General features: G+C 62.8%; 26 protein-coding genes. 3 read left to right on the forward strand and 23 right to left on the reverse strand.

The window, feature by feature from the left end; translation table 11 throughout:
- Nucleotides 1–43: 43 nt before the first annotated feature.
- The gene (locus H9L41_RS16720) at nt 44–535 is read left to right on the forward strand and encodes a hypothetical protein (protein WP_028444759.1); all 492 of its coding nucleotides are present in this window, start codon (nt 44–46) and stop codon (nt 533–535) included.
- A gap of 191 nt (nt 536–726) precedes the next feature.
- Here H9L41_RS16720 and H9L41_RS26430 read toward each other — a convergent pair whose 3' ends face one another.
- The 14 genes from H9L41_RS26430 to H9L41_RS16785 all read right to left on the reverse strand — a co-directional run bounded on the left by H9L41_RS26430 (nt 727) and on the right by H9L41_RS16785 (nt 11,807).
- Nucleotides 727–2,406, reverse strand: coding sequence for a DUF6573 family protein (locus tag H9L41_RS26430; protein WP_444542107.1), 1,680 nt, complete (start codon nt 2,404–2,406; stop codon nt 727–729).
- A complete protein-coding gene (locus H9L41_RS26435; protein ID WP_444542108.1) occupies nt 2,403–3,392 on the reverse strand; it encodes an SNF2-related protein in 990 nt (329 codons plus the stop codon). Before H9L41_RS26435 ends, H9L41_RS26430 begins: the two co-directional genes overlap by 4 nt.
- A 78-nt stretch (nt 3,393–3,470) precedes the next feature.
- The gene (locus H9L41_RS16730; RefSeq protein ID WP_051318694.1) at nt 3,471–4,127 is read right to left on the reverse strand and encodes a hypothetical protein; all 657 of its coding nucleotides are present in this window, start codon (nt 4,125–4,127) and stop codon (nt 3,471–3,473) included.
- Entirely contained in the window at nt 4,124–4,432 is a 309-nt protein-coding gene (locus H9L41_RS16735) for a hypothetical protein (RefSeq protein WP_028444760.1), read from the reverse strand. The genes H9L41_RS16730 and H9L41_RS16735 overlap by 4 nt, the downstream gene beginning before the upstream one ends.
- 66 nt (nt 4,433–4,498) lie before the next feature.
- Nucleotides 4,499–5,323: a hypothetical protein gene (locus H9L41_RS16740; RefSeq protein WP_034605913.1), complete on the reverse strand. Its 825-nt coding sequence runs from the start codon at nt 5,321–5,323 to the stop codon at nt 4,499–4,501.
- A gap of 85 nt (nt 5,324–5,408) precedes the next feature.
- On the reverse strand, nt 5,409–6,509 hold the full coding sequence (locus H9L41_RS16745) for a DUF6094 domain-containing protein (protein WP_028444761.1): 1,101 nt from the start codon (nt 6,507–6,509) through the stop codon (nt 5,409–5,411).
- Between the two features lie 94 nt (nt 6,510–6,603).
- Nucleotides 6,604–7,617 carry a GSU2403 family nucleotidyltransferase fold protein gene (locus H9L41_RS16750; RefSeq protein ID WP_028444762.1) on the reverse strand — a complete coding sequence of 338 codons (1,014 nt, stop codon included), beginning with the start codon at nt 7,615–7,617 and terminating at the stop codon, nt 6,604–6,606.
- Nucleotides 7,618–7,882: 265 nt separating this feature from the next.
- Nucleotides 7,883–8,230, reverse strand: a complete 348-nt coding sequence (locus H9L41_RS16755; RefSeq protein WP_028444763.1) for a hypothetical protein — start codon at nt 8,228–8,230, stop codon at nt 7,883–7,885.
- 74 nt (nt 8,231–8,304) lie between these two features.
- A complete protein-coding gene (locus H9L41_RS16760) occupies nt 8,305–8,577 on the reverse strand; it encodes a hypothetical protein (protein ID WP_187523495.1) in 273 nt (90 codons plus the stop codon).
- A gap of 504 nt (nt 8,578–9,081) precedes the next feature.
- Nucleotides 9,082–9,693 (reverse strand): DUF3275 family protein, encoded by a 612-nt coding sequence (locus tag H9L41_RS16765; protein ID WP_028444765.1) that lies wholly within the window; start codon nt 9,691–9,693, stop codon nt 9,082–9,084.
- A gap of 297 nt (nt 9,694–9,990) precedes the next feature.
- Nucleotides 9,991–10,137 (reverse strand): hypothetical protein, encoded by a 147-nt coding sequence (locus H9L41_RS16770; RefSeq protein WP_157461834.1) that lies wholly within the window; start codon nt 10,135–10,137, stop codon nt 9,991–9,993.
- Nucleotides 10,134–10,346: a hypothetical protein gene (locus H9L41_RS16775; protein ID WP_034605915.1), complete on the reverse strand. Its 213-nt coding sequence runs from the start codon at nt 10,344–10,346 to the stop codon at nt 10,134–10,136. The genes H9L41_RS16770 and H9L41_RS16775 overlap by 4 nt, the downstream gene beginning before the upstream one ends.
- Nucleotides 10,347–10,358: 12 nt before the next feature.
- The gene (locus H9L41_RS16780; protein WP_157461835.1) at nt 10,359–10,718 is read right to left on the reverse strand and encodes a hypothetical protein; all 360 of its coding nucleotides are present in this window, start codon (nt 10,716–10,718) and stop codon (nt 10,359–10,361) included.
- A gap of 285 nt (nt 10,719–11,003) precedes the next feature.
- The gene (locus tag H9L41_RS16785) at nt 11,004–11,807 is read right to left on the reverse strand and encodes a DUF3577 domain-containing protein (protein WP_028444767.1); all 804 of its coding nucleotides are present in this window, start codon (nt 11,805–11,807) and stop codon (nt 11,004–11,006) included.
- Nucleotides 11,808–12,244: 437 nt separating this feature from the next.
- Between H9L41_RS16785 and H9L41_RS16790 the strand changes: the two genes are divergently transcribed.
- On the forward strand, nt 12,245–13,849 hold the full coding sequence (locus H9L41_RS16790; protein WP_157461836.1) for an integrase: 1,605 nt from the start codon (nt 12,245–12,247) through the stop codon (nt 13,847–13,849).
- Between the two features lie 339 nt (nt 13,850–14,188).
- On the opposite strand, the gene H9L41_RS16795 is transcribed toward H9L41_RS16790, so the two are convergent.
- Together H9L41_RS16795 and H9L41_RS16800 are read right to left on the reverse strand one after the other, a co-directional pair.
- Nucleotides 14,189–14,731: a TraB/GumN family protein gene (locus H9L41_RS16795; protein WP_187523496.1), complete on the reverse strand. Its 543-nt coding sequence runs from the start codon at nt 14,729–14,731 to the stop codon at nt 14,189–14,191.
- A 570-nt stretch (nt 14,732–15,301) separates the two neighbouring features.
- Nucleotides 15,302–15,802: a hypothetical protein gene (locus H9L41_RS16800; protein WP_157461837.1), complete on the reverse strand. Its 501-nt coding sequence runs from the start codon at nt 15,800–15,802 to the stop codon at nt 15,302–15,304.
- A gap of 571 nt (nt 15,803–16,373) precedes the next feature.
- On the opposite strand from H9L41_RS16800, the gene H9L41_RS16805 reads away from it, so the two are divergent.
- Nucleotides 16,374–17,729 (forward strand): CAP domain-containing protein, encoded by a 1,356-nt coding sequence (locus H9L41_RS16805; protein WP_157461838.1) that lies wholly within the window; start codon nt 16,374–16,376, stop codon nt 17,727–17,729.
- 38 nt (nt 17,730–17,767) lie between these two features.
- Here the strand turns inward: H9L41_RS16805 and H9L41_RS16810 are convergent, their stop codons facing one another.
- The 7 genes from H9L41_RS16810 to H9L41_RS16840 all read right to left on the reverse strand — a co-directional run bounded on the left by H9L41_RS16810 (nt 17,768) and on the right by H9L41_RS16840 (nt 26,370).
- Nucleotides 17,768–19,084 (reverse strand): hypothetical protein, encoded by a 1,317-nt coding sequence (locus H9L41_RS16810; RefSeq protein WP_157461839.1) that lies wholly within the window; start codon nt 19,082–19,084, stop codon nt 17,768–17,770.
- A 36-nt stretch (nt 19,085–19,120) separates the two neighbouring features.
- Nucleotides 19,121–19,735: a type 4 pilus major pilin gene (locus H9L41_RS16815; protein ID WP_028444769.1), complete on the reverse strand. Its 615-nt coding sequence runs from the start codon at nt 19,733–19,735 to the stop codon at nt 19,121–19,123.
- 31 nt (nt 19,736–19,766) lie between these two features.
- Complete coding sequence (locus H9L41_RS16820) at nt 19,767–20,912, reverse strand: type II secretion system F family protein (RefSeq protein ID WP_157461840.1); 1,146 nt, start codon at nt 20,910–20,912, stop codon at nt 19,767–19,769.
- Complete coding sequence (locus tag H9L41_RS16825) at nt 20,909–22,684, reverse strand: GspE/PulE family protein (protein WP_028444771.1); 1,776 nt, start codon at nt 22,682–22,684, stop codon at nt 20,909–20,911. Before H9L41_RS16825 ends, H9L41_RS16820 begins: the two co-directional genes overlap by 4 nt.
- Entirely contained in the window at nt 22,681–23,337 is a 657-nt protein-coding gene (locus tag H9L41_RS16830) for a hypothetical protein (RefSeq protein WP_028444772.1), read from the reverse strand. The genes H9L41_RS16825 and H9L41_RS16830 overlap by 4 nt, the downstream gene beginning before the upstream one ends.
- The gene (locus H9L41_RS16835) at nt 23,334–24,587 is read right to left on the reverse strand and encodes a type 4b pilus protein PilO2 (protein WP_187523497.1); all 1,254 of its coding nucleotides are present in this window, start codon (nt 24,585–24,587) and stop codon (nt 23,334–23,336) included. The genes H9L41_RS16830 and H9L41_RS16835 overlap by 4 nt, the downstream gene beginning before the upstream one ends.
- 103 nt (nt 24,588–24,690) lie before the next feature.
- Complete coding sequence (locus H9L41_RS16840) at nt 24,691–26,370, reverse strand: hypothetical protein (protein ID WP_028444774.1); 1,680 nt, start codon at nt 26,368–26,370, stop codon at nt 24,691–24,693.
- Nucleotides 26,371–26,372: the final 2 nt, after the last annotated feature.

The following is a 26,372-nucleotide window of genomic DNA, read 5'->3' on the forward strand; positions in this document are numbered from 1 at the left end:
TTATCAGGCAACGCCTAAGCTTAACCTATCAAGAAATCAATATATGGACCAACTACTGGAAATCGAAGTAGCCCGACTGGACGGATATATCCATGGTATTACTGAGCTAAGCGGCAAGATCAGGGAGCATCTTGGCGCCGCATACTTGATATCACGCGACGATAAAAACAAAAACGTGACCGACTTGCTCATCGAACATTATGCCCAACAAACGCAGTTGGAATTTTCAAGCGTCAACGAGCTTCCTGGCGGGCTTGGTGAACTTGAAGCAGAGCTATGTGATTACTTGGCGGTCGATGTACTCGGCATCGCGGCCGGCCTCTCGGATGAAGCAATACTGGATCGCAAGAAATATCTGTCATTCAGAGTAATGGACATGCTCAGAATAATTCGTGACCATTTAGGATCTTGCGCCGGAATTCTTAAGCTCGAACGGTATAACATCACCTACAAGACGCAATGCGTCTATTTTGGCTTACTGTTCGATAGTGCCTTGCTTGTCTTGCAATTCAACAAAATGTCTTATGACGACTGAGCTGGCTTGACCGGAGCCGGTATGAACAGGATGCAGGCCTACTCACCGAGAATCGATCAGATTTCCACAGAGGCTGTGGATAACCATTACTAGGCTTGGAAATTGTGCTTGCCGATCAAGCCTCGAACTGACCTGCTCACAATTTGAGCACCCCAGGAGAAAAGCAGCCCCGCGCAAGGCAGGGCTGAAAGTTAATCCTGGTTGGGCTGCAGGATGGTGATGACGGGCTCGCCGGCGTCGCCCGGGCCGATGTGCAGCTTGAGCTGCACTTCTTCGGCTTGCTGTGAAACGCCGTCGCGCGGCACCCGCAGCACGCTGAAGAGCCGCTCCGGTCCGTCCCCCGCCTGCCGTGCCGCCAGGAACGCCATCCACAGCACGTCCCACAGCCGACCGGCCTCGTCCTGCACGGTCTGGGCCCGATCATCGTCATCCGTCCAGCTGACGCAGTCGTCCCATACTTCGCACGTCATCGCCACCGGCACCTTGAAGCCCGCTTCGCGGCCGGTTGCGCTGACGTCGACGAGGGTACCGTCTTCGATCAGCTGAGCACGGGTAATACCGTAGACCACTTCACCGAACAGGTCGTCCTGGCCAGGGCCTGGCTGCGCCGGCATCGATGCCGGGGCCGCGACCAGCTGCTTGGCCAGCGCGACCTCCACGCTGTCGCCGGCGTCGTTGAGGATGTCCAGGCCGGAGTCCGGCATATCGCCCGACGTCGACATGGCCACGGCGATTTTTTTCGCCATCAGCTCGAGGCACGCCATCTGGGCCGTGCCCTGGTAGCCCAGGAACTCGACCTTGCAGGCCTGCTTCTGCCCGATCCGCCACGCCCGCTTGGCTGCCTGCATCAGCGTGTACACGTTGTAGCCGGACTGCAGAAAGACGATGGTCGGAAACTCCAGCAGATCCAGGCCGGTTTTGACGAGCTCGGGATTGGTCAGCAGCACGTCGACGTCGCGGTCGACCTGCTCGGCCAACCAGTCCTCGCGCTGTTCCGCCGGCACGGTCGCCTTCAATACCGCCACCTTCAGGCCGGCCCGCTCCAGCAGCCGCTGCAGGCGTACCGTCGTGTCGCGTGTCCCCGTGTAGACCGTGTAGGCCAGCACCCGCCGCCCCAACCGCTTCTCCGCCTGGCAGCGCCGAATCAGCTCGGCCTCCTTGGGCAGCGGCGTCAAATCGTCGGCGATCGCCGGGAGCGAAACCAACACCGACCTGGTGCGGGGATGGCGCACGACCTCCGGACGGAACGCGCAGTCCGGCCAGGCCAGCAGCGCGTTGAGCACGACACCCAACAGCGACTTGTCACCGCGGCGGAGCGCCTGGCGCAGCTCGCCCTGCAGCTTGCCGGCGAGCTCCCGATAGCACCTCGCCTGCGCATCCGACATCGTCACGGGGTCGAACGCTTCGCTATAGGGCGGAAGCACATCACCGACCTGTTTCAGCTTGAGGAAGACGGTGATCGGCAGCACGAAGCGCATGACGCCTTTCGGGCCGAAGCCCGGCGCCTTGGTCGTCCGGTGCTGGATCTTGTTGCCCTTGGCCGTACGGTGCGACTGCTCGCTGCGCTCTCGATAGATGTCCTTGAGCACGCCGTGCTGACGCAGGAAGGCCATGCAGGCCGGCGTCAGCGAACGACGGGCATTATGGCGGAAGCCGTCTTCGATCATCATCCGAGGGTTCAGCCGGTGTAGCAGATAGAACAAGTCGTCCGCGTAGCCCCCCATCAGCGTGCCGGTCAGCAGGAGGGTCTTGCGACACTTCCTGGCCAGCACACCCATGGCCTGCCCCTGCGCCGAACCCTCGTTCTTGTACTCGTGTCCCTCGTCGACGACCAGGCACCCGAAGTAGCCGTGCGGCAGGTAGCGCTTCACGAACTCGGTCGGCTGGTAGCCCCTTGGCCGAAGCAGATCTCGGTGTGGGCGAAGGCGCGTTCCATGCGCGCGGCCTGGCGGTCGCTGAACAACAGGTCGCCGTCGCGATCGAGCATGTTGATGAACTCGAACACGTTGTCTTCCAGCATCGCGGACAACGACTCGGCACCGACCTGTTCGATCAAGCGGCTGGCCGTCTTCTCTCCGATCGTGGGCAGTCGGCGCAAGGCCTTGTCCACCATCGTACGCAGGCGATCGCCGCCGAGCTTTTCATTCACCAGCGACCACAGCGCCTCCTTACAGCCGGGGCACGTACGCCGGTGCTCACCCAGCCAGTCCGTCGCCCGCAGCGGAGACAGCCAGCGCCCCTCCTCGTCCTGCAAGAGGTCGCCGCAACGCGGGCAGGCCGCATATCGGCCAGATACGCGCTCGAGGCCTTCACCGATCGCCAGCGCACGTACCGCGAAAGCCGGCCGCCAGTTGAATCCCATGCGCATGCGGACCCGCCCGAGGATAAAGTATTCGGGCGCCTGCGGCGCGGCGTTGAACTGCCTGAGCTGCAGCAGCTTACGCAGCGTATCCGGACCGTTGAGGATCCAGACCCTGGCATCAGGTACGGTCATGCGGATCTCGCGGCGCCACTTGTACACCAGGTGCGGCGGCGCGATGACCAAGGTGCGCTTGAAGCCGGCATAGTGGAGCAGCACGGCCGTGGCGATACCCATCAGCGTCTTGCCGGTGCCCATTTCGGCGTTGATCACTCCGGCGGGCTGATCGTGCACCGCCAGCAGCTGGTACATCGCCTGAATGACCTTGCGCTGGGCCGGGAACGGTAGGCGGCTCAGGGTATCCAGCGTCGCGTCGACCAAGGGATCCTCGTCGACGAACAACGGCGGGTTCTGGCGCCGTACCGCGTCCAGCAGGGTCGGCTTGAAGTCCTGGATGAATTCGGCCAGGCCCAAGGTACGTTCGTGAGTGGTGTGCATGTTGTGCCTTCGAAAGTGAAGGCGGGCCTCCCCCGACGGGCAGGCCCGCGAGGGTGGATGAAAGGGAATGAAGCCGCGTCAGGTGACCAGGTGTTCGATCAAGCAGTGATCAGTCGGCACGGGTGTGCTGTCGAGTCCGATCACGCCCTGCTTGATCAGCCTCGAGACGCGCTCGGCGAAGTCTTCGGGCAATACCAGGTGCAACGCGGCCAAGCGGCCGAGTGGCGGATAGCTGGTGCGCTTCATCCAGGTCAGGTTGGCAGCCCCGACGGCCTCGAGCACCGGCTGACGCCATTCATCCAGCAATGGCAGCGGAGACAGCTGTTTGATGGTGGCCCACACCGCCGAGGCGACGTCGCGGGCCGTTGGCGCCGGCGCCGGCCAAAGCAGCCAGGCCGAGCGATTGGCCCGATCGAGCTGGGCCAAGCGCGTGTCGTAGAGCCACATGTGGTTCAACTGGCCGAACAACGTCGCCGGCAGCCTGCCCATGTGCTTGTCCTGCCGCTCGGGATTGCCGATCGGCACCTTGACGACCCGGCCGCCGGTCTCCGGCATGGCCGGATCCAGGGTGAGTTCGCCGACACCGCCCTGCGTCGCGGGAAGCGTGAACGCCGCCAGCATCTGCTGCAGCGCGCCGTCGCGGCCGTAGCAGCTCAGGAGCAGCAGCTCGCCGGTCGGAGCGCGCAGACACGCGTCGCAGAACACCTCAGGAAATTCGCGGATCTGGTACGTCATGGCGCCTCCGCGACACTGGCCGCGAGCGGCACGGCGCAACATGCCGCAAGATCGGCAAAGTGAGCAGGCACCTCGGACGGATCGCCCGCCCGATAGTTGTCCCAGTCGAACATCACCACGTCCACTGCTTCATCCACCACATAGTCGCCGACCCCGTCCGCCACCACGATCAGTACCCGCGGTTTAGCCAGCGGCAGCCGGGCGAACCGGCCACTCAGCCAATCGACCAGGTCCGCCCCGTTGACCTCGCTTCCATCGACCAGGCCGGGAAACGCGGCGGCCAACTCGTGCTGCAATGCATCCATATCGCTCTCTCCAAGGATGCGGGCGGCCCGCGGGCCGAAACCCCGCGGGTTGAAAATCAATGCCGCTCAGGCAGCACGTCGTTGCCGCGCCGCCTGCAGCACTTCTACTTTTGCAAGCAGCCAGCTGCCGTCGTCGATCAGGCTGGCGATCACGACCGCCAGTTCGTTGAAGTACACCCCGGTACGGGCCTGTACCTCGTCCAGGCTGCCCGCTTCGATCAGGTACAGGTCGTACCAGTCGGCACCCCGGTTGTAGCGGATGTCGAGATGGCCTCGGTGCTTGGTCGTCTGCACCGAAAAGCGCAGTGCAGGCGCGATCCGACCGAGATCCTTGTCGTCGACGTCGCGATAGTCGACACGAGGGGAATCGCCGCCGGCGTCGAGCAGGAGCTGCGCCAGCGTGCGGTAGCGGTCGGGCGCCGATAGCTGTTCGACTTGCTCGATCAGCGCGAGCAAATGCGGGGACCGCAACGCCGACTTGTCGATCGGCAGCGGTGAAACCCGCTCACCGAGCTTGAAGACATCGAAGACGACGTCGCCGTAACGCTCCTGGATAGGTGCGTCCAGGCGCGTGCCATCAAAGCGCCGGCGCGCATAGGGCGTGATCCGGACCTGATCGCCCAAAGCGGGCTGGAACGCCAGCAACGACCTCGCCGCGACGAAGAACGAGGCGCGGCCGGTCTTCAGCAGCAGCCAATCTTCGCTGAGCTCGACCACCTTGCCCTCTTCCGGCTTGAGATCTACGTGGATACCCAAGGCGTTGCACTGACGGCCCAGGTCGGGGGTATAGCAGGACCGGTCATAGCGTCGTGCGTTGCTCGCCAGATGTTGCCGCACAACGCTGTGCAGCCAGGCCTGAGCGGATTCACGATTGAGGGTCTGAATTTGCATGGGGGCTTCCTTTCGGGTTGAAAGGGATCCCACTTCCCCTGGGAAATGGAATCCCGAGGGGGTAGATGAAAACTGAACTACGAAGCTAGCGAATGGTGACGACGTCGCCGTAGCCAGGGCCTGGCGTGAAATCGAGCGCCACGATGACCGGAACGAACTTGTCGGTCAGCGTGCGGACCTCGACCAGGTCACCGTCGTCGTTCTCCTCGAAGGCCACCTGACTTGTGCGCTCCTTGTAGGTGTCGCCGGTGATGAGGAAGCGACGTCCATCCGGCGCGCTGACCTCTCCGGAGAGCTGGCCAGCGGCAAGCGCGTATGCCAGGTGCCAGTCAGATGGCTCGCAGAGCGGCCGTCGATGAGGAAGCGTCCGCGCGCCGAAGTAGTGGTCGAATTGCGGCCACAGCGTGTGCTGCGCGGTACGGCCGAGCTCGTCGGCGAGTTGACGACCATCGATCCGGATCGCCTGGAAGCGCAAGGCCTCCGCCGGCGCCGGCGGCACCCGATACGGCTGCAGGTGCCAGTTCGTCGGCAGGATCTCGGGCAACTCGCCGCGGCCGATCGCTTCCAGCCGGGCGGCCAGCTTCGTGTCCGGCGAGTCGGATCGGCGCTTGACACCGAACAGCACGATCTGCCGAAAACGCTGCTCTGGCGCGAGGAAGACCTGGACCTGGTGCAGGTGCCGGGCCAACATCGCGGACAGCTCCGCATCGAGCACGTAGTGCGGCACGATGAAGACCAGCACGCCGCCGAAGGCCAGCCACGGCATGGCCATCCGGTAGAACTGCTTCTCGAGCCGCTCCTTCCGGCCACTATGGCCGGTCGACAGCATTGCCCGATCGCTCAGCGCGTCGCCGTAGGGCGGATTGAGAAATAGCAGGCCCACGCTTCGCTGCCCGATCACCACGTCGTTGACGTCGGCGTGGATGACCTGGTCGAGCCAGCCCTTGGCGTGCCACGCGCGCTCGGCATCGTATTCGACGCCCAGCGACATGGGCTCCGCACCGATCGCCTGCAGGTGATGCTTCACCTCGGCCAGCGCGCTACCCTCACCGCAACACGGGTCGAGCAGGCGGACCGGGCCGTCGGCCTCGAGCGCGCCGAGGATGCCGGCGAGCGTCAGGTCATCGGTGGGGAAGTAGCCGTTCTTGATGAAATTGCGCGCGAGGCGCGGAAACATGAGGGCCATGATGCCTCCATAGGAGGCGGGCCCCGAGCGGAGAGCCCGCACGGGTTGAGAGAAGAGACTGAGATGGGTTGGTGAGACGGGTGCTACAGATCGACTACCACGCTGCTGCAGGCGGAGTGGCCTGCGTCTCCGCGCGCCAGCGACTCAAATATGGCACGAGCTCATCCGGCAATTCCGCAGCAAAGGCCTCGTCCAGCGGATAGTGAGGCATCCGCGCGAACACGGCGTCCAAGACGCGCAGCCCTTGGGCATGGTCTTTCGTCCGCTTGAGAACATTGCGCTTGGGCTGCTCCGCCATCCAAAGCTTGTGCAAAGCGAACCACCGCGGGTCCGGGGCAACGATGCGCGCCGGCGATCCGTCCCGACCGCAGACGACCCGGTCGACGAATCTACCGTTGAGCAACCATTCCTGTTCGGGCAACGAAATCGGAACAGGCTTGTCGCCAACGACCAACGAATCCGCCTGGCTGGGCGCGACGAGCAATTCCACCTCGTATGCATTGGCGTTCCGTACCTGAAAGCCTCGCTCTGTATTCACGGTGTAGGTCGAGTCCACAGCGCGCAGCATTTCCCAGATCGGGCTGCCCGACTGGGGCAGCGCAGCCTTGGTCGAGAGGTGAAGCCCGGCGACCCAGGCGACGTCGAAATCTTCGGTCGCATCCAGGCCACGGCCAATCCGGCTTTGCGCCTCGATCTCGTAGGCGGGCATCGCGTTGGTCCCGACCACGATGAGCAGGGTACCGAGCATTCCGCGAGCATCCGACTCCCGCAGGATCGCGGCCGCCGATGAGGAGATCTGACCAAGCCGCAAGGCGCCGTACTGGCGGCCAAGTTCCACCAGCCGCTGCTTGGCGCCGTCACGCCGATCGCGCGCGCCATGCCATGCCTGGTGCCGCTGCTCTGTTTCGGCGTCGCGTGCGCCGAGGCTCTTAGCATTGCCCCGGCTGTCGATGATCTGGTACAGGTAGTCCCGGCCGCTCACCGTCTTCCAATGCAGCGGATAGAGACTGATCGCACGCATCTCGCGCTCGGCTGTGATGAGCGCGTCGTAGAATTGATCCAGGTTGGCAAGCAACCGCCGCTGTTCATCCGTAAAGTCTTGAAACATAAATATTTATCCTGAATTTATCAAATTTGAGGATTTCAGGATAAACCATTTGTTTTCAATGATCTATGAAGTTCGGCAACGGCACCACCAGGTGTTTCTCGTGTCGAATGAAGGCGCCCGGGTTGACCGGGCGCCAGGTTGGAACAACGACCATGGGGCCCACCTACCGTCGGCGGTGTACACCACCTCAATGCGCACCGGATTCGCACTCATCATGATGCACTCCTGTTGCCAAGGCGCCCCAGCAAGCTGGGGCACGGTTGCATCATTGAACGGACAGCGGTGGCCACGTGGTGGCCTTGGCGCGCCCGCCCATCTTCCGGACCCGGTGGGCGATTCTGCCGCCCACGTCGCATAAGTCCCGGTAGAGCTGGCCCGCAAAGCGGCCCAGCCGGTACCAGTCCTGATTACGGCTGATTCGACCACGGGCCTCGAGATAAAGGCCCGGCAGCCGGGATTGCAGCGCCGGGTTCTCCTCGAGGAGCTTCACCACGGAATACGCCGTGCTGAGGTCGCCCAACCGCTGCTGGATACGTTGCAGGCTGGTCGCATCGATCTCCTCGACAGTGATCAGCCGACGGGGTTGCGACTGTTGTTGCGGTTGCTTGGACATGCTTCTCTCCTTCGTTGATGAACTTGAACGTGGAGGAAGCCCTTTGGGGACATTCCCCCAAAGGGTTAGAAAACTCATACAAACATGAAGCCCGCCGTACGACGTTCGTGCTGCCGGCGACGCTCCAGCTCACGCTGAACCAGGGCGATCTCGCACTCGATCCAATGCGGTAGCGCGCCATGGTTTGGAGCACAGGCAATCGTGTCCGCTCGCGCGAATCGCAATTGCATCTCGAGCGCATGGACGGTGATGTCCGAATAGAACGGCAGATCCAGCACATTCACCACGCCAGTGGCCAAGTTCGCCGGCAGGTAGTGGCAATCAAGGCTCGACAGCTCGTAGACCATCGACTGCAGCTGCGCGAACTGCGCAGCCGTCGCTTTGACGTAGAACGTTGTTCCGATGTCTACCCGCGCGAAGCCGCTTCCTCGGCAGACAACTCGAACATCGGGAGCCCGACTTGAACCAGGCTCGATCTGCTGCCGGTGACCCGGCCGTAGTAGTGACCCTCTTCCACATGCATGACTTCGTCCTCCTGATTGTTGATCGACCTACTCCCAGGCCTTGCGGCCCATCCGTTACAGGGACTGACGGATATTCGGCGCCGCGGTGGCGGCCTGTGCGCGGGTACTGCTACGTGCGCGCACCTCACGGTTGGAACCCTTGCCGAAACGAGCCCTCGGGGCTCGCTTGGGCAAGGCCACCAGGGCCTTGCATATCGATCGCTGACGCAAACGGCGCGGCACTTACGGGGCGGCCGCAACCCGGTGGAACGCCGAGCACGACGGCTCGCCACAGCACCCCGACGCGAGGCGCTGTGGCGAACCCGATGCCGGGTCCGAGCAGGTGGATCAGGATTTGGGCTGCCAGGTCTGGTCGACCGGCTGCCAGCGATAGCCGAGATCCTTGAGGAACTGGATCTGGCTGCGGAACAGCGCACGATCGACTGCGGGATCGAGCTTGATCGGATGCCGATCGGTGACCGACTTCGCCTGTTCGGCGCCGAACAACGTGATCAGTCGAGCATCGATGGACACCTCTGTATCCGTCGAATCCGCCGCGATCTCTGCGGTGGGAACAGTCGGCTGCTCGATAGTCGATTTGGACGACGCGGGCGCGGGTGATGGCGACGGAGTGGACTTGGCCGAGTCTTCGATGGGATCGGGTTCCGAGGCCGGCGGCGGTGTTTCCACCTTGCCCTCCTGGACACCGTCGACGTCGATGACCAACTCGTCCAACGTGGCGACGATGTCGATGAACAGCCGGTTCTGAAACGTGTACGTCTTGGGATAGATGCGCGCGATCACAAAGCGACCGGCATAGGTGCCCTGACCGTATTGATCGAGCGTCGAATCCTTGACGACGAACTCGCCGAGTTCCGTGACGAGGTTGCCGACGCAGAATCGGCCGTTCCGGCCACTGCGCTCGATGATGGTCAGGCGACCAGGTAGTGTGACTGGCATTGGGGTCTCCGAAAGATGCGGGAGACCCCAGCGGGGAATCCCGCTGTGGGTGATGACCATCCGCTGACATGGATGGCGAACGACTGGGCGCGTGGCCTATGAGGTAGGCGACAGCGGGATCTCATCCCTCCATCGCGATCTGGCCCGGCCTGGCGGCCTGCTCGTTTCAGGGCTGACGAGCGATTGGTGCCGGAGGATTTCCAGCGGGGTGATACGAACGATCTTGCCTGAACCGACCTAGGCCGCTTCAGGCAAGACCGCTAGGGTCTTGCGGGTTAAACCAAAGGCGTTGACACACTACCGAGCGGTCCCTTGCTCTTTGCTGTCAGCCGGACGATGGCGCGCGTCGTAACGCTTGGCCCAGAACAGGCCACCGATCGCAAGAAGGCCCAATAGAACCGGCGGGCCCGCGAACAGCAGCACAACTTGTACGACTTGGCTCATGGCTTTCTTCCTTCTCCGACCACTACGTCAACCAGTACCGCAACCGCCATGCAAAGCGACCACACGGAAATCGCGGCAATAACCGCAGTGAGGACATCGTCGCCCGACAGCTTCTGGAAGGTCGCGTAAGCACCCGCGGCACCCGCCAAGCTTGCCATTCGAAAGTGCTCCGCCAGCTTACGTCCGGCGTACTTGAAGTTCTCTACCATCTTACTCCCCCGTCAGATTCTTGCGGTGCGGAGCAGTTCGACAAAGGCCCGAACCCACTCTCCGTTCGAGGTCCATCGCACGTGATCGTCTGCGCACCGATAAACGAGTAGCCGTCGACCGGACAACAGATCCCGGACCAGCACCTCGTCGTCGTCGGCAAGAGCGTCTCTCAACTGCGGTGTGACCAGGATCGCCTCGTCGCCAGTGGCACCTCGAACCAGGATGTGGATCTCCGGTTCAACCGCGGCGCGCAAGTTCACGCGGGTCAGTTCCACGGCCAGTTCGAGCTCCGCTTTCTGGTACTCGAGCTCCTTCGCCGACACGTAGCCCAACCGTGCAGCAAGGCGATCTACCCAATACTTCCAATCCATGATGACCTCCCCAAGATGGGCAAAGCCCGACCTGGTAAACCAGGACGGGCTCAGGGTTTGACGGTGCTTAGCGCGTGGCGGCCAATGCGATGGTCTGCGACACGGCGATGCACAGCATGACCAGCTTGAGGTCGGTTACGACGTTGACGAGCGCCTTCATGACTTTCTCCACGTAAGACGTGGGGGCGCCCGCGTGGGGACGTTGCCCCACTGGGTTGATACGGAATTCGACAGGAGCGGGCTCTCAACCGCCCCGATCGGGATGTGCTACGACTTGCACTGCCATTACGCAGCGTTGGCTTTGCTCATTTCAGGCTGCTCGAGCTCGACACGTACGCTGTCCACCTTGGCCCAGCTGATCTTGCACAGCTGACCCTTGATGACCAGTCCCGTCTCGCCCGCATGCTGGCCGCGGGTATACACGAAGCTGCCGGGGTAGACGTTGCTGATCTCGAAGCCGACCATCACGCCCTTGTTGGCCGAAACTGCCGGCCGCAACTGACCGATCTGCGAAGCGACGCAGTCCGCGTTGATCAGATCGAATGCGACGTACTGACGCTCTTCCTCGTCGATCCGGCCGCACAGCGCCGAAATCGAACTCACCTGGATCTTGTTGCCTTCGCGATTCAGATCCGTGACACGGTTGAGATAGCCCAGGCCGCGAACGAGCATGTTTACGTCGTACTTCTCGCGCAGTTCATCCGTCTGGAGGCTGTCGTGCACCTCGTGCGCTAGGACTTTCAGCGCACGAGCCTTGAGGCACAAACGCTCCTCGGTGTTGCCGGACTTGTCGGTGGCGTCGTACTTGTGCACGAACAGGTCACCGATCCGGAGCTGGACGAAGACCTTCTTGTTGCCTTCGCTGACGTCCTTCTCGAATCCAGCGATGAGCTGGACCGCGTCGGCGCCGACGACTTTCAGGTCGATGTAGGTGTAGCTCAACTTGTCGCCATCCGGCCGGAAGGCCAGGATTGCGCACGCGAGGAACCGGTCACCACGCTTGGGCTTGACCCAGCGAACGCGCGAAAGATAGCCGCAGACGACGGCGTGGAGATCGAAATGGGTTTGATCGTTTTGGGACTGTTGCATGGTGCTCTCCTTTGAAAAGACAAAAGGGGAAGCACCTGCCCCGACGGGGAAGGAAACTTCCCCGGATGGGATACGGCTACGAGAGCCGAACGTAGACAGATGACGTAGAACAGTTTGCCAGCCAGGAGGCCGCACGTTTCAGGCAATGACGCGCTTTAGGGCACCGCGCAAGCGGTAAAGGGCACTCCGTACGTGGAGCAGTCGGGCCAAGGGCCAGTGAAGCTGGCTCATGTATAACGCCAGGATTCCGGCGCTGTCAAGACTCTGCCACCTAGCGGACACTGGCGCACCACCGCGCCGGTACTCTAGATCAACCACCTTTGCTACGATGAAAAAAGCCCGGTGATTGCTCACCGGGCTCTGTGTAACTAGGGGCGTAGTGCCGAAGGAATCGGGTGCAAGCACCGTCAACACATCAGGACGTGCCCCTTTAGAACGTGGAAGTTACCTTCCTCACTGATCATCCTACCTCAAAAATGAGCAACGTCAAAGACATAGGTGAGCATATCGTAGCGCGGGTACAAGAGCTCGTCGGTATGCCGACGCCCTGGCACCGCGCACTCTGGAACGTTGGCCTCTGCCTACGCCTGGATGAGCTCCTGGAGGCCTCCGAGTGTCTAGCGCAGGGCATGCTGAGCGAACAGACATTGGAGAGGATGGTCAGCGCATGCAAGCGCGTTGTCGGCGAAGACTTGGCCGTTACTCCTAGCGAAAGATCCGTCATATGCGGGGCACTCAAGTCCATTCCGAGGCATCGTGGTGTAGATTTTCAATGCCTGCGGGATATGCAACGTCGGCTGTCCGATCAGTATCTTTTACGTTTGGCCACAACCTTCAAGGATCGTCCGGCCGTCGATCTCGAGCAGGCGGCATCAGCCATTGCATCGTTCTTGCTCGATGCCTCGCATTCTGAAGAAGCCTTGCATAGCTGGTTCAAGGCTCGTCGCACCGACGTAAGAAATGGGATGTCGCTGTCCGACCTCTGTGAGGCAGCTCACCATGAGCTGGCGGCCACGGGAAATCGCACCTTCCTTGTTCTCGTGGCGTTCGGCCGCGCACCCAAAATGGCAGATGGGTATCCGGCTGAATGGCTCGGTAAAAGTGAAGTTGCGTCGTGGCTGCATGGTAATAAATCCAGTACCACAGGCTTACGAATAGAAGGTGGTCTAGTTCTTACTCTTCAAGCCAAGGACAGCCATGCTGCCGCGAGGCAGGCAATCGCACTTACCGATGGATATGAATCGCGTCACGTTATTGCTACTGGTCACTCGATCGCACCACTGAAGTCGGTCTGGGTAGAAGGCATAGCCGAACCCTTTAGCCATACGTCCCATCAGCGCGGGGTTCGCGTCAAGGTATTGTACCGACACAATCAAATCTTCCAGAGCTCGCAGATGGGCAGCGTTGACGCTGCCATGGAATTGCTTGCACACCTCGAAGGCCAATCACCAGCAGCAGCCGTTGCAGGAGGCTGGGCTGCTATTGAGGCATTACTAGGCGAACCTAATAACCGCTCATCAGCAGCGGAAAATCTCGCATACTTGGTCGCTTGCTCTTTACCCAGAAGCGAACTGACGGCACTTTCTTATACTATCGAGAAATGCTGGAAAGACCAGGCTGAACGGTTCAAAGGCTTGGATGCAAACAAAGACAGAGCGCAAGTCGTTATTTCTTGCCTAATAAATGATCAGGCGCGAGGCTTGCCAAGCCTTAGCGATAATGCCGCCATCTCACGAATGAGAGCGCTGCTAGCTAATCCTAACAAGCGGCTGCATCAGCTACACTCAGATATTTGCGACGCTTTCCTTCGACTTTATCGTCAGCGCAATTTGGTCTTACATGGAGGCATGACCACCAGCGTGAGCCTCGCATCGACGCTACGAACGGTTTCAAAGCTTGCTGGTGCCGGCATTGATCGAGTAGCTCACGCCCACTACGTTCAAGGAATCAAGCCGTTGGAATTGGTCGGTAGAGCCAAAGTTTCGATGTCTTTGGTAGATGGTAGCGATCCGTATGCTTGCATTAGCCTTTTGGAGCGATAAGGCACCGTACTTTCAGAAGCTCCACAAGTATGATGGTAGAGGCGGGCTCAGCATGATATGGCATCTAATTACCTCACCTTGGGTTCCGCATGGCGTCAACCGCCAGCACTATACCTTGCATCCACCAGCGCAATGCACAGATGCGACGCATGGTCTGGGATGATCTGTACGCCGTTAGCGGCGATTGCAGCCTCGTAGGTACAGAAGTGAACGGGTGCGAGTGCAGCGTTGACTGTCATTGATGTCCCCCTTAAATGCGCTAGATTATGGTTGCTAGCTGCGGGTCTTTGTTGGCGCGAGCCTCCCCTCGCGGACATACGAAGTCTTGGAAAAGCCCACTCATTTGAGTGGGCTTTTCTTTATAACTCTATTTTTTTGGGTCACCGCGGTTGCAAGACGAATAGCCTCGACCTTGTAACCCTGATCGGCGAGCAGCGCAGGCAAGCCAGATGGCCCCGCCAAGTGGGCCGCACCAACATTCACCACTGATGGTGCCTCATCAAGGTAGCGTTTAAGCCGTGGTAACCAAGCTACGTTACGGCCAAAAATCATCACATTCGCAAATAGTTCAGCATCATCGCTTGATTCCGAGAGTTCAAACAATGCCTCGAGTATTTCCTCATATTCGCCAGCATTGATTGCGTCAACGGTCTTGCGCCGCGCAATCTCGGCATCGGCCTGAAGTGCGCGCCACACCGTATAGCGATGGATTCGCTCTGGAATCTGGCGACGATGAGCATCAGCCTCCGGCTGCGTCTCCAACGCCAGCACGGGCAACTGGCGCGCCACCGCTGCTTGCGCCAAGACATCATCGCGCGATAGCAAATTGGCTTGCGCGCATGGCCGAGTCGCGATTCCGCTAGCCAATTGGGCGGATTCCATCTTTAGAGCTTCCACAGCCCAACCAACCCCGATGTCCTGACATGCCCCCTTTCGAGGAGCAGCACAATCTCCTCTTTGCTGAGCGCTCTAGCCCACACGGCTAGCGGTAAGCCACTTGCAACCAAATCCAAGCGGACTTTTCCTGGGAAATTGATGGGCGTTATCTTGCGCAGCAGCGCCGTGGCTGGTGCCTCAAGTGTCTCGGGCGTTGCTTGCAAGAAGCTGAATCCTTCGACAATGTATCGTTTCGCGCCATCCATGACCGAAGCTGCGGGTTCGCAGAGACCTCCGAATGGCGAATGCATACCTCCAATTAGCACACTCGCGGTCCCATTGGGTGCAGTCACACGATAGGCTGGTACGCCGGTCCTCTCACAATCGGACGTCGCGGCCGCCGCGGTGCAGCACACGCCGAAGGTCAATACCGCCAAACTCGCCAAACATGAAATCTTCATCTGCCATGCCATCCTGGTCTCGACGCACTCATTGCAATCACTTCATGCGGCATCGCCTCTCACCGCCGTCACTATTCAGGTTCATATCGTGACGGCTTCAGAACTACCAAAGCAATTAATCATTACACTGCAAATGCTCATACTGCGCCCGAAGGTGTGCCACATCGAAATGAAATGCATCCAGTATCGCAATAGCTCTCCTGACCTCGCGCATCTCCATCTCACTCTCTGGCGGCTTACGCCTTAATGATGTGCCATGGCGAACCAACCAGTCCTGTGCCTCAGCTACCGCAACCGGAGTTTGATCCTCGCCCAGCAATTGCGACGCCGTGATATTCGACAAATAAACCGGAGTTAGCTCACCAACCCCTTTCAGCCTCAAAGCTGAGGCAAGATTCACTGCGACCTTTGAATTAAGCTCATCGACAGGGTTGCGCTCAGGCTCACCCAACTTCTCCAAATACTCATCCTTCCGGTCTCTGATCGTTCGTATCTCGCTGGGCAGCCCTATTTCCCGGCACGCCTGGCTTAATAGTCGACCGGCCCAGCCAGCGCTTTTCCCTATCAATTGACCTGCATCCGCCAGCGTCTGGCCTTCCGCGACAGCGCGGAGCACGGTTTTTGCCTCAAAGCTTGATCGCAATTTCTTCCCCTATCTTTTGAATCCGTTATTTGAATCACGCCACGGCCAAGCACCGCCGCTTCTGGAGCAGCAGCCAGTAACGAAGTACATGGCCAATAACTCTTTTTCATGCGCTCCTCCTGATTATTCTAAACGACGAAGGGGGCCTCCTCCTTAGACTCTTCTTGGCCGAATGTGAAAATTTCCCTCTTGCAAAGTTCGAAGCCTCGGGAGTAGGCTTCAGCCGTGTCGATGACGAGCGACACCTCAAGTCGGGTAGTGAAGGCGCTCTCCCCTCACCGCCCCCACGGCTCTCTCACCGTGGCTGACTTTCTCCTCTCGCGCCGCCGGACGCGTCCGGCATTTATCCTCCTCACAAGGCACGCTGTTCGACCTTGTGGCATCCTCCGCGCCAGGCAACCAGAGGCACGGAAATCTCGCGATAGCGGTCGCGTCCGCCCCTGGTCATAAACCTGACGGCGGCCGCGCGTATCCCATGCATGGCTGACGACAACAACGATGCCTGTGGCACGCCCTAAGTGCGGCCGAGGCGCGAGGAGCCATCATGATGAAGCATCTCAAGACCTTTGCCGGTCTGGCCCTGATCCTGACGCTCGGCGCTTGCGGCGGTGGAGGTGGCGGCTCGAGCGGTCCGTCCAACGGCGGAACCCCTCAACCGACCCCGGTCCCCACGCCGACGCCCACACCGGTTCCCAGCTGCAGCAACAATTCCACCAATCCGCCGGCCTGCGACAACTTCCAGGCGACGGTACCGGCTGCGAGCTACACAGCCGGATCCTATGAAGCCAAGGCGTTCGAACAGTTGAATGCGGTACGGAAAGCGATGGGGATCGGGCTTCTGGCGCAGAGCGCCGCACTGGACACCGCAGCGGCCAGTCACCGCGCCTACGGCGTGCAAAACGATGTCTGCAACAACGATCCCGGCGCGATCGACCCCGCAACGGGCTTGATGAAGCACCATTCCGAACAGCCGGGGTTACCCGGCTACACCGGTAGCACACCGATACTGCGTGCCAACGCTGCAGGCTATGGAGGAACAGTGGCCACTGAGGTCGCGACTTGTGCCTCAACTACAGATCCGCGCGCCGACTTGGCATGGTATCTGAGCTCTGTCTACCACCGTTTGCCTTTGCTTGACCCGGGTCTGCGGGACCTCGGGATGAAGATCGTAGTGCCTGCCAGCAACGAGGGAATCGTGACTGGAAACGTCGTGAACTTCGGATATAAGACAACGCAGCAGCCGACTCCAGCTAGCTATCTGGGTACCTATCCGACGGCAGGTCAAAGTGATGTGTCGCTCATATTCGAATATGCGTCCGAAAATCCGAACCCTCTTCCCGACCTGAGTCCTGCGACACAGCGTTTTGTCGGCAATCCCGTCAGCATTCATGCCGAAGTGGGCAAGTTATTGATCGTCGATAGTTTCACCCTTTCGGTAGCGAACAATCCGGTCCCCGTCCGCTTGCTCACGAAGCAATCAGATGTCAATGGACTAGGTGGTCATGTAGCATTTATCGTTCCGCTGGCTCCGCTTATGCCAGGAACGACCTACACGGCGAAATTCACTGGAACGATAGATGGTGCTTCGCGAAGCAAGGAATGGTCGTTCACTACGGTTGCAGCGAGCATGCAGCTGTCCCCGGCTGGCGACCAAACAATAACCTCGATCGAAACGTTGCCGATTCAAATCAAGACGCCAAGTGGCCTCTACACGGCACGCGTCATGGATATTCAACAATCTGCCGACGAACCAATTCCGGCATCAATCGACCGCGAGGCAAGTCGGTTGGTCATCCGCGGTAAAGGCGGCGCGGTCGGCACGACGGTGTTTACCATTCAAGTTAACGACACGGTATATCCCGAGTTCGTGACGACATTCCGAGTGACCGTTACCCCGTAAAGCAGTTGGGCCGGCCTCTAAGGCCGGCCCAAAGTTGACTAACTGCAGCTGCTACTTAGAACCACCCACGACCAATTTCCCTGACCACCCGGTCCTACCGCATAACAGCGTTGAGTCGAACAACGGTCCACATTGGAAAAGGTTTCCGTCCCGGCTGGATACGTACCAGCTCGACCACATGCGTAGCTCGGAAAATTCCCGCACCGATTTGGATAGTCCCGCAGCATCTGGCCTGACATCGGATCGATGGGATAGTCCGCCGTCGTTATACAACCAGGAACCGGAGTTGGTAGCGGGGTTGGAATCGGCGTCGGCGTCGGCGTGGGCACCGGCTGGTTGTTGTTGCAAAGTGGTGGGTTAGTCGCACCGTTTGAGCAGGTTGAGCCCCCTGGAGTGCCGCCAGATGTCGAAATGTTGCACAGGTCCTGATTCGAGCCGATGACTTGCGAGCAATTCACCGTACCCGTCAACCGTGACGCGGAGCCGGCGACCGTGGCCATGTCCGCGCTCGCCGCACTGGCGGCCCGGTTGGCATTGGATGCGGTCCCAGTCAAGTTGCCGGTGACGTTGCCCGTGACGCCCGCGGTGGCCGTCACGCTCGACGCGTTGAGGTCAGTCAACTGCCCGTTGACGTAGGCCATGCGCTGCCCCTGCAGCTGCGTCACCGTGCCCGTAGCGGCCGTCAGGTTGTTGACCGAGCAATCCCCACCCTGTGCGCAATACGCCCCCCAGGTAGACGCGTTGAACGAGGTCTTGGCCAAGACCATCCCCGCCCGCCCAGAGGCGTTCGGGCGCGTCCATGCACCACGTGGACCCGAGATCAGCGCCGGCGTGGCTAACTGCGACACGCCGACGTTACCGGCAAGCCGCGAGTCCACCTCCTCAGCCGCATCGGCCACCTGGACGGCGCGATTGATGTCCGCGGCCGCAGCGCCGTCCGTGGTGACCGCGACCGTCCGCCACACCCTAGACTCCACATCACCCAAGGTGTCGGTCGAGACCTCGAGGCTATAAGACCCTCCGAGGCGCGCGTCGGCAGCAACCTGGTAGCCGGCGCTTCGAAGCTCGGCCAGCGTCGGATGCAGCGGATCGGCGCAGGCCGCCGACCCGCACATCACCATGGCCGTGCCGTCGCCGGCGAGCCGCTTCCGGAGCGGGACGATATTCTTCGCGACGTAGTTCGCGAGCGCCGCTGCCACAGCGCCCTGCTCCTGGCCGGCGAGCTTTGCCTCCCTCGCGCGCTGGTACTGGTTCGCTGCACCAATGGCCATCGGGACGACGACCCCGACCACCACCAGGACCATAATCAGCTCGAACGTCAGTGCGAACCCGAGCATTTTCCTCACGGCTTTCATATCGCCCCTTTCCTGGATGATGAACTCGCGCGTCGATCAGGCGCCGCGGGCGCGGGTCACCAGGATCGTGTTGGTTTTGGTATCGACGCATGCCGTGTTCAGCGCCGTGTTGGTGATCTGCGAGGACACGTCCGCCTTCAGCGCGGTGCCGTTCACCGAGACCAGCAGCGGCGCCTTTCCGAGTGCCGTGGCGAACTGCTGGCAGGCGATACGCGGCAGCGCCGTGGTGCTGAAATCCGTGGTGGTGTTCGTACCGCTCGGCGCGATCGTCACCGCACCACCGAACGCATTCCGGAGGGTCGTGGTGTTGACCTTGTAGGTCGTCGGGACAGCGACGTTGGCGATCGCATCGGCCGCCGAGGCCTGCGCCGTCGACGGGTTGCGGTCGAGCACGGCGCCGTAGGACGTGATCAGCGACTGGAAGTCCTGCAGGTCACTGTTGGCCGTCAGCTTGCTGGGGATGTCGGCGAGCTTCGGGAAGATGAGTGCGATGAGGACGCCGAAGACGACCAGGAAGAAGACCATCTCGATCATGGTCAGGCCGGCCTGCCGGCGCAGCAGCTGGCCGGCGCGGCCCCGAGCGACGACGGTGGCGCGGCGCCGAGCGGTCGGGCGATCGTGGAGGGAAACGTGGTGTTGTTGGACTTGCATGGCAATTCTCCTAGGAGGTTTGGACTACAGCTCAACGCAGGCCGGAACTGGCGGCCAGCAGCTTGTCGAGATCGATGAGCGACACCATCGACCCGAAAATCACAGCGAACAGCACATAGGTGAGAAGGCGGATGACGAGCTCGACGCGACGCGTCGCGGCGTCGACCAGCGCGTAGGTGGTTTCGAAGGTGCCCACCCCGACTTCCCGCAAGAAGGCGTCGAAGCGACCGGCGGCCTCGTGGACGTACATCCGGTCGACCAGCTGATCGGGGATGAAGCCGGTGTCGAACGCGCTGGCCGATTCCTTGCCGTCCTGCACGTCGGCGGCCATGCGCAAGATGTGCTCGCGCTCGTAGTTGCCGGCGGCGCCGGCGGCGATCGCGCGCAGCACCTTCGAGGTCTGGACCTTGTTGGCCAACATCGGCGACAGCAGCAGGAAGAATTCGCCTGCTCGGAACAGCCGGTAGATCGACCACGGGAAGATCCGGTCCATCCTGGCCCGCAGCGGGCCGCGCGCCTCGGCGAAGCTGGCCAGGAAGAGCCTCACCGCTAGCGCGGTCGCGGCGATCGTCAGCAGCGGGTGCGCCCGAAATAGCTGGGCCAGGTGCTGCGCCGTGCTCAGGACGATGTTGGGGTCCAGCGGCATCGCGCTGCTGGTCATCATCGGCACGACATAGCCGCCGAACAGCACGACATAGACGATGAGGAGCGCGACCAGCATGACCGAGGCACCGAGCAGTCGGCTGACGAACAGGGCGCGCAGGCGCTTGGCCTGGCGCATGGCGAAGCGGGCGTTCTCGAGCCCCTTCGCCAGCGCAGCGGCGCTTTCGCCGGTCTCGATATGCAGCAAGTGCGAGGCCGGTACGTAAGGCGCCAGCATCTCGGCGACGCGATCGCCGGCTTTGGAGCGGCGCTCGAGCTCGCGATAGATGCGCGCGATCGCCGCACCGCGGATCTCCGCGCGGTCCGCCCGTGTCCTGAAGTACGCGGCGTCCTGGGTCGACGTGTTGCGCAGCTGCTCGATCCAGTCGGAATAGAAGTCGTCCAGCTGCCCCTGGAACGCGCGCCGGCTCTGCCACATCCGCATCGTGTCGACAGGATCACGCCGGAATACTGTCCAGGCACGGCGCAGCGCACGCAGGCCCAGCCAATCGGTGGGAAGTAGCGCCTGGTTCATGTGCGCACCCCCAGCCGGCGAAGGTAGATGCCGAAATCCTTCATCGTGGACTGGATGGCGCGGACGTCGATCTCGCCGAGTGCCAGACACTTGTAGAGCGCGGCCTCCATCGCCGTCTTGCCGTTCATGTCCGGCGACAGCAGCCCATCCCGCAGGTCGCCGGTCAGCCAGCGGCTCCGCTGGAGCAGGCCGGCGCCGGCGAAGTCGCCCGCCCGCAGCAACTCGAGCAGCTCGTCATCGGGTACCAGCACCTCGGCACAGGCGGTACGTCCGTCGATGCCCCGTGTCCGCCCCCGGCAGTGTTCACATCCATCGAGGTTGCGCACGTAGACGCGGTCGACGTCACCCAGGCGATCGATGAGCGCGAGTTCGTCCTGGTCGAGCGCGAACTTGGCGGGTTGCTTGCAGTGGCGGCACAGCCGCGGCAGCAGCATCTGGTGCGCGAGCACGTTGAATACGTCGGGCGCAGCCAGGTTTTCGATCGGGATGGCGATCGGGTCGAACGACAGCCGGTAGATGCCGTTGATCACGTTGTTTGCGTGGGTCGTGCTCAACGCCAGGTGGCCGGTGATGCAGGCCTGCACGAAGGCATTGGCGGTCGCGCGCGAGCGGATCTCGCCGATCAGCAAATGGTCGGGGTCGCGGCGCATGGCCGACCGAAAGTGCATCTCGAAGGCTTCGTCCTCGCTGACGCCTTCGGGCGGCGTGACCGAGATCTGCCTGACCTTGAACAGGTCGGCTTCTTTCGGGTCTTCGAGACTGATCGACTTTTCGACGTCGACCGCGATGAACGCCATGCACGTGTATGCGGTACGCGTCTTGCCCTGGCCGGTCGGGCCCACCACCAGCACGCCGCCCTCGCCCTGCAGGCAGCCGCGCTCCATCCACTTCGCCTGCTCAGGCAGGTAGCCGAGTTGCTCCAGCTCACCCGCCAGGCTCGGCCCCATGGTGCGCGGGTCGAGCGCGGCCTGCGCGGCGATGCGGATCACCGTGTCGCTGCCCAGCGGCGCAGGATCGGCTGTCGAGCACTCGAAGCGAAGCCGGACCGGGCTCACGGTGCGATCGGCGTGCTCGACGTTGACGCTGATCTGGCAGCTGGCGGTCCGTGCCGAGGCGATTTCCTGGCCCAGCGGCAGGCTGGAATCGCTGGTCGTGCCTGGAACGGCATGCTGATACGCCGAGGCCAGGATGGTGTGCATCTCGCGCGGGGTCCATGTCCCGCGCATCACGCTGAGGTAACCGTCGATCCGCAACAGCACGACCGTGGAGTCGTTGGTGGTCTCGAAATGAATGTCGGAGGCGCCGGATGCATGGGCGGCGCGCACAATGCCTTCGAACTCGCGCCACGCTGCCGCAGTGCGCTCGTTGTCGACGCTGCCCTGATCACCGAGCTCGCGCGGTACCACCCGCCGGATTTCGGACAGCACGTTGCCCGTTGCCGCCCGCCAGGTCACCTCATGGTGTGCCGCTTCGTCGGCATGCAGTGCCGTGAGCGCGGCGATCGACGGGGCATCGCCCAATGCGCTGGCCAAGACCACCAGCAGACGCTGGTTGGACTCCAGGTGGCGCAACATCACCCAGGTGTCGCCCGATCGCTGGGGCAGCCACTCGTAGTGCGTGGCCAGGCGGTCGCCGCCGAGCGCATCGAGATCAGTGACCGCCGCCTCGGCTCGGAAGGCCGTCTTGCCCGTCGCGCGAGGAGGTGCAGCCGGAGACGGCGCAACTGGCAGCCGCTGCGTCAGGCGCGAAATGATCTGTCCGATCCGGCTCATGGCGCGGTCCTGGCGGCCATGGCCTCGGTCTGCGGCGGCGCGTAATGCGCCGCCGGCGAGAAATCGGCCTCCGCATTGCCGTTCTCGGCGCAGATCTGCGGCTCGCGCACGTACTCGACGGCGGGCTTGGTCGGCTTGCTGCCCTTGCGCCCCTTGCCGGCCTTTGCCATGACGGCGCGGTCCAGATCGACACAGAGCCGGTCGAGCAGGATTCGGCTCACCCGGAAATTCCGGAAATAGCGCCCTTCCGTCAGCCGCTTGTAGAGCACGCCGTCGTAATAGAGGCTGACCGCCGCCGATTCGCCCGCGACGCCGACCAGGTAGGTGATCCGCGGCGGCTCGATCGCCAGCGGCGTGGCGCGAGGCGCCTGGCTGCCGGTGGCCGTCTGCACTCCTGCCGGCAACGGCTTGCCGTCGAGCGACAGCAGGCCGCGGCGCGGTACCGGGTCGATGGCTTCGCCGACGCCACTGGGCACCGTCCCGCGTGAGATCTCGGCGGTCTTGGCGCGTTCTTCCGCCACCTCGCGCTCTAGGCGTGCCTTCTTGAGGTCGGCGATGGTGATCGGCTCGGGCGAGGCAGCCCAGGCGGCGGAAGGACCGGGCAAGGAAATGAGGGCAAGCACCAGCATGCTGGCGCGACGCGTCCGGATCATGATTGAGCTCCAGAGGGGATGGGATTGGGTTGAGGCAGCGCAGGCGCGGGCGCCGCCGGCGGCGGTACCAGGATCAAGGCGCCGTCGACCTTGAAGGTTTCCGCACCGCGAACGCCGCTACCGAGACCGATGGACATCGCGCGCACCAGCGCGCCCGGCGGAAGCCCGTCACGCACCAGGTCGACCAGGTGCAGGCCGCCCTCGACGGTCCAGTCGCTGCGCAGCGCTACCGTCGTCGGCGACGCGGGCACGCTGGCGAGCTGCGTCGGCGTGGCCGGCGCACCGGCCGACAGGCCGCCGTCGAGCAGCGAATCGAACGCCGCCACCAGCTGTGGCAGCCGGTCCGCCGGAAAGGCCTTTGCGACAGCGGACCAGGTGGTGCCTGCGGGCAGCCCGGTCGGCCGAGTCGCCAGCGGCTGGCGAAATTGGCGATCGCCGACCGTGCGCAGCTCGAGCAGCTCGCTGATCCCCGGGCCGAGCTGCGGCTCGGCGTCGGCATAGCTGAGCCGCCGGTAGCGGTAGCGACATTCGGCCGGCGCGGCCGTACAGGCGACGTCGGTCAGACGCCAGCCGCCGCTCTGCACCGGAACCACGTCGGTCATGCCCACCACGGTGTCGATGAAAGCGCGGGCGCCCTGGTAGTCCTGCAGCACTTGGGTCAGGCCATCCAGCGCCGCGCGCTCTGGCGAGGCCTGGGCAGCCTGCGCCTGGGCCTGAGCAGCCAGTTCGGCCCGCTGGCGCTCTAGCTCGAGCTCCGCTTGGTGATCGCTCCACCGGATCCAGCCGGCGACACCGAGAACGCCGAGCGCAATGAGCATCGGCGGCTTCAGCAGGCCGCGGCTGACCGCGGGCGCCGTCACCGAATGGAGCGTGGCCGCGCGGATGCGTCGCGGAGTCAGCAGTTGCGCCAGGCGCAGCGAACGCACGGCCGCCGTCGCCGGCAGGCCCAACTGGTCGACGTCGAGCTGACCGTCGAGCCAGATCACCGGCGGCTGCAGCACGCTGACCGGTTGACGCAGCGCAGCGGCCAGGTCATCGATCGCGACGATCTGGTCTGCGTCAAACGCCGGCAGACCGTGGGCCAGTACAGCCAGCCAGGCCTCGCCGCCGTCCAGCACGCGGATCACCACGACCGCGCCGCTATTGAAGGCGTTGGCCACCACAGCCAGTGCCGACACCGCCGCCGTTCCATTTCGCTCCAGTGCCGGCGCGACAGCCTCGAGCTGTGCACCCTTGGCGCCGATACGCACCGCCGGCGCCGAGCTGCTCGCGGCCCCGGTTGCTGGCCGCCGCCACCTGAGCCCATATACCAACCTGACCCGATCGACCTGTTCGACTCGCATCGCCGTGTCCTCAATCGGTCAAGGTGATCGAGGCCAGCACGACGATGGTGTCCTCTTCCTGGACGCGGCTGCTGCTGCCGCCCAAGGCGAGGTGGGTCGAGCTGTTGCCGGTGTTGCGCGACAAGAAGGCGATCGGCACCACCTCGCCGATACGCAGGTTGATCTGCTGGTCGAACGAGGTGCGCGGCACCCGCGGCGACTTGATCTGGACGCCGCTGATCGTGCCCGCGACGGTGAACTGCTTCCCCGAGGAATCGAGCAGGAAGTCCAGGTCCGCCTCGTTGTTGTCACCGATCGACACCACCGACGACAGGCTCAGGCCGGTGGTGATGTCGGCCTGGGTGATGGTGGTCTGGCTGCTCGTGTTGCCCTGCGTGGTGCCGCCCGACTCGACGTAACGCTCGGTCTCGCCCTCGAGCAGATTGACCGGCACGGTATTGCGGAAGCGGGTGCGGTAGGTGACGCGCTCGGCGGTCTTGGCCCAGCCCATCAGCGCGTTGATCCGTGCGGTGCTGCCCATCATGTTGCGGATGCCGTCACCGATCTGGCCAGGCACGGTGGGGGTGGGCACGACGCCGCCGGGCGTCAGCGCGCTGCCGGCCAGCGAGCCGACCTCTTCGCTCAGCACGGAGCTCGGGCTGCTGGTGAACCAGCGCTGCTTGCCGCCGTCCGCCGTGATGATGGTGTCGAGCGCTAGGCCGATCTCGTCCGCCGACCTGCCGGTGATCTTGATGAAGTCGAGCCGGATGACGCCGCGTCGGCCGAGGCGACGCCGAGCCTCGTCGACCACAGTCGCCATCTTGGCCAGCACCGACGGGGTGTCGGTCAGCGTGATGGTGCCCAGCGTCTCGTTGACCACCGCCGGCGGCGCGCCGGCCGAACGCAGCGCGTTGAGGTCGGCCTCGATCGAGCGGTAGTAGTTGACGTTGTCCAGCGCGACCTTGCTGGTGACACCGACCGAGGAGCGAGTCGAGCCACTGCCGCCCTGGCCGGCACCGCTGGACAGCTGGCCGTCGACGGCGAATCCACGGCTCTGGCTCCGGCTGCCGCGCGGTGCATTGAACCCGATGGTGACGGTCTTGAAGCGATAGAAGATCAGCACACCGTCCTGGTACTCCCAGTCGATGCCCAGCCGGCTGGCGACGCGGTCGAGCAGCGGCGGCAGCTTGCCTGACCAACGCACGGTGACATTGCGCTCGTAGTCGTTGGCCAGGTTCGCCACCTGGCCCGGCTGGCTGTTGGCGGCCGCGCCGGCGGCGCCGCCGGATCCGGTACCGGTGTTGCTGTTGAGCGTCGTGCTGCGGATGTAGACCGACGGGTCGATCCGGACCGGCACGTTGATTTCGGCTTGGATGAGGTCGGCCAGCTCCGACAGGTTGATCCGCTCGTCCTGGTACAGCGCGACCAATTTCGCCGCGCCGGCACCGACCTCGCGATCGAACAGCGGCGGCAGCTGCCGGTTGCGGCTCACGGTTTCGACGCGGCGGCCGAAGTAGCTGTCGTCGACCACGACCACGCGCCGGCGATTGGTGCTTTGCTCCGGCGTCGGGAATTGCGCATGGGCGTGGTCCGCGGTCTCGCGCGCGCCTTCCTGGAACTTGGCCAGCTCCGGCGTGGCACAGGCGGACAGCAGGGTCAGCAGGCAGAGGCCGGCGATGCCGCGGCCAATGAGGACTGGGGTGGCTTGCACGG

Source organism: Chitinimonas koreensis, from assembly GCF_014353015.1.
Taxonomy (GTDB): domain Bacteria; phylum Pseudomonadota; class Gammaproteobacteria; order Burkholderiales; family Chitinimonadaceae; genus Chitinimonas; species Chitinimonas koreensis.

Bases quoted from the DNA above. Each gene is read 5' to 3' on its own strand.
- H9L41_RS16755 (WP_028444763.1), bottom strand. From the start codon at position 8,230: ATGTCCAAGCAACCGCAACAACAGTCGCAACCCCGTCGGCTGATCACT.
- H9L41_RS16735 (WP_028444760.1), bottom strand. From the start codon at position 4,432: ATGGATGCATTGCAGCACGAGTTGGCCGCCGCGTTTCCCGGCCTGGTC.
- H9L41_RS16750 (WP_028444762.1), bottom strand. From the start codon at position 7,617: ATGTTTCAAGACTTTACGGATGAACAGCGGCGGTTGCTTGCCAACCTG.
- H9L41_RS16780 (WP_157461835.1), bottom strand. From the start codon at position 10,718: ATGGATTGGAAGTATTGGGTAGATCGCCTTGCTGCACGGTTGGGCTAC.
- H9L41_RS16730 (WP_051318694.1), bottom strand. From the start codon at position 4,127: ATGACGTACCAGATCCGCGAATTTCCTGAGGTGTTCTGCGACGCGTGT.
- H9L41_RS16785 (WP_028444767.1), bottom strand. From the start codon at position 11,807: ATGCAACAGTCCCAAAACGATCAAACCCATTTCGATCTCCACGCCGTC.
- H9L41_RS16820 (WP_157461840.1), bottom strand. From the start codon at position 20,912: ATGAACCAGGCGCTACTTCCCACCGATTGGCTGGGCCTGCGTGCGCTG.
- H9L41_RS16830 (WP_028444772.1), bottom strand. From the start codon at position 23,337: ATGATCCGGACGCGTCGCGCCAGCATGCTGGTGCTTGCCCTCATTTCC.
- H9L41_RS16765 (WP_028444765.1), bottom strand. From the start codon at position 9,693: ATGCCAGTCACACTACCTGGTCGCCTGACCATCATCGAGCGCAGTGGC.
- H9L41_RS16810 (WP_157461839.1), bottom strand. From the start codon at position 19,084: ATGAAAGCCGTGAGGAAAATGCTCGGGTTCGCACTGACGTTCGAGCTG.
- H9L41_RS16760 (WP_187523495.1), bottom strand. From the start codon at position 8,577: ATGGTCTACGAGCTGTCGAGCCTTGATTGCCACTACCTGCCGGCGAAC.
- H9L41_RS16740 (WP_034605913.1), bottom strand. From the start codon at position 5,323: ATGCAAATTCAGACCCTCAATCGTGAATCCGCTCAGGCCTGGCTGCAC.
- H9L41_RS16745 (WP_028444761.1), bottom strand. From the start codon at position 6,509: ATGGCCCTCATGTTTCCGCGCCTCGCGCGCAATTTCATCAAGAACGGC.
- H9L41_RS16795 (WP_187523496.1), bottom strand. From the start codon at position 14,731: ATGGAATCCGCCCAATTGGCTAGCGGAATCGCGACTCGGCCATGCGCG.
- H9L41_RS16805 (WP_157461838.1), top strand. From the start codon at position 16,374: ATGATGAAGCATCTCAAGACCTTTGCCGGTCTGGCCCTGATCCTGACG.
- H9L41_RS16770 (WP_157461834.1), bottom strand. From the start codon at position 10,137: ATGAGCCAAGTCGTACAAGTTGTGCTGCTGTTCGCGGGCCCGCCGGTT.
- H9L41_RS16825 (WP_028444771.1), bottom strand. From the start codon at position 22,684: ATGAGCCGGATCGGACAGATCATTTCGCGCCTGACGCAGCGGCTGCCA.
- H9L41_RS16775 (WP_034605915.1), bottom strand. From the start codon at position 10,346: ATGGTAGAGAACTTCAAGTACGCCGGACGTAAGCTGGCGGAGCACTTT.
- H9L41_RS16720 (WP_028444759.1), top strand. From the start codon at position 44: ATGGACCAACTACTGGAAATCGAAGTAGCCCGACTGGACGGATATATC.
- H9L41_RS16815 (WP_028444769.1), bottom strand. From the start codon at position 19,735: ATGCAAGTCCAACAACACCACGTTTCCCTCCACGATCGCCCGACCGCT.
- H9L41_RS26435 (WP_444542108.1), bottom strand. From the start codon at position 3,392: ATGCACACCACTCACGAACGTACCTTGGGCCTGGCCGAATTCATCCAG.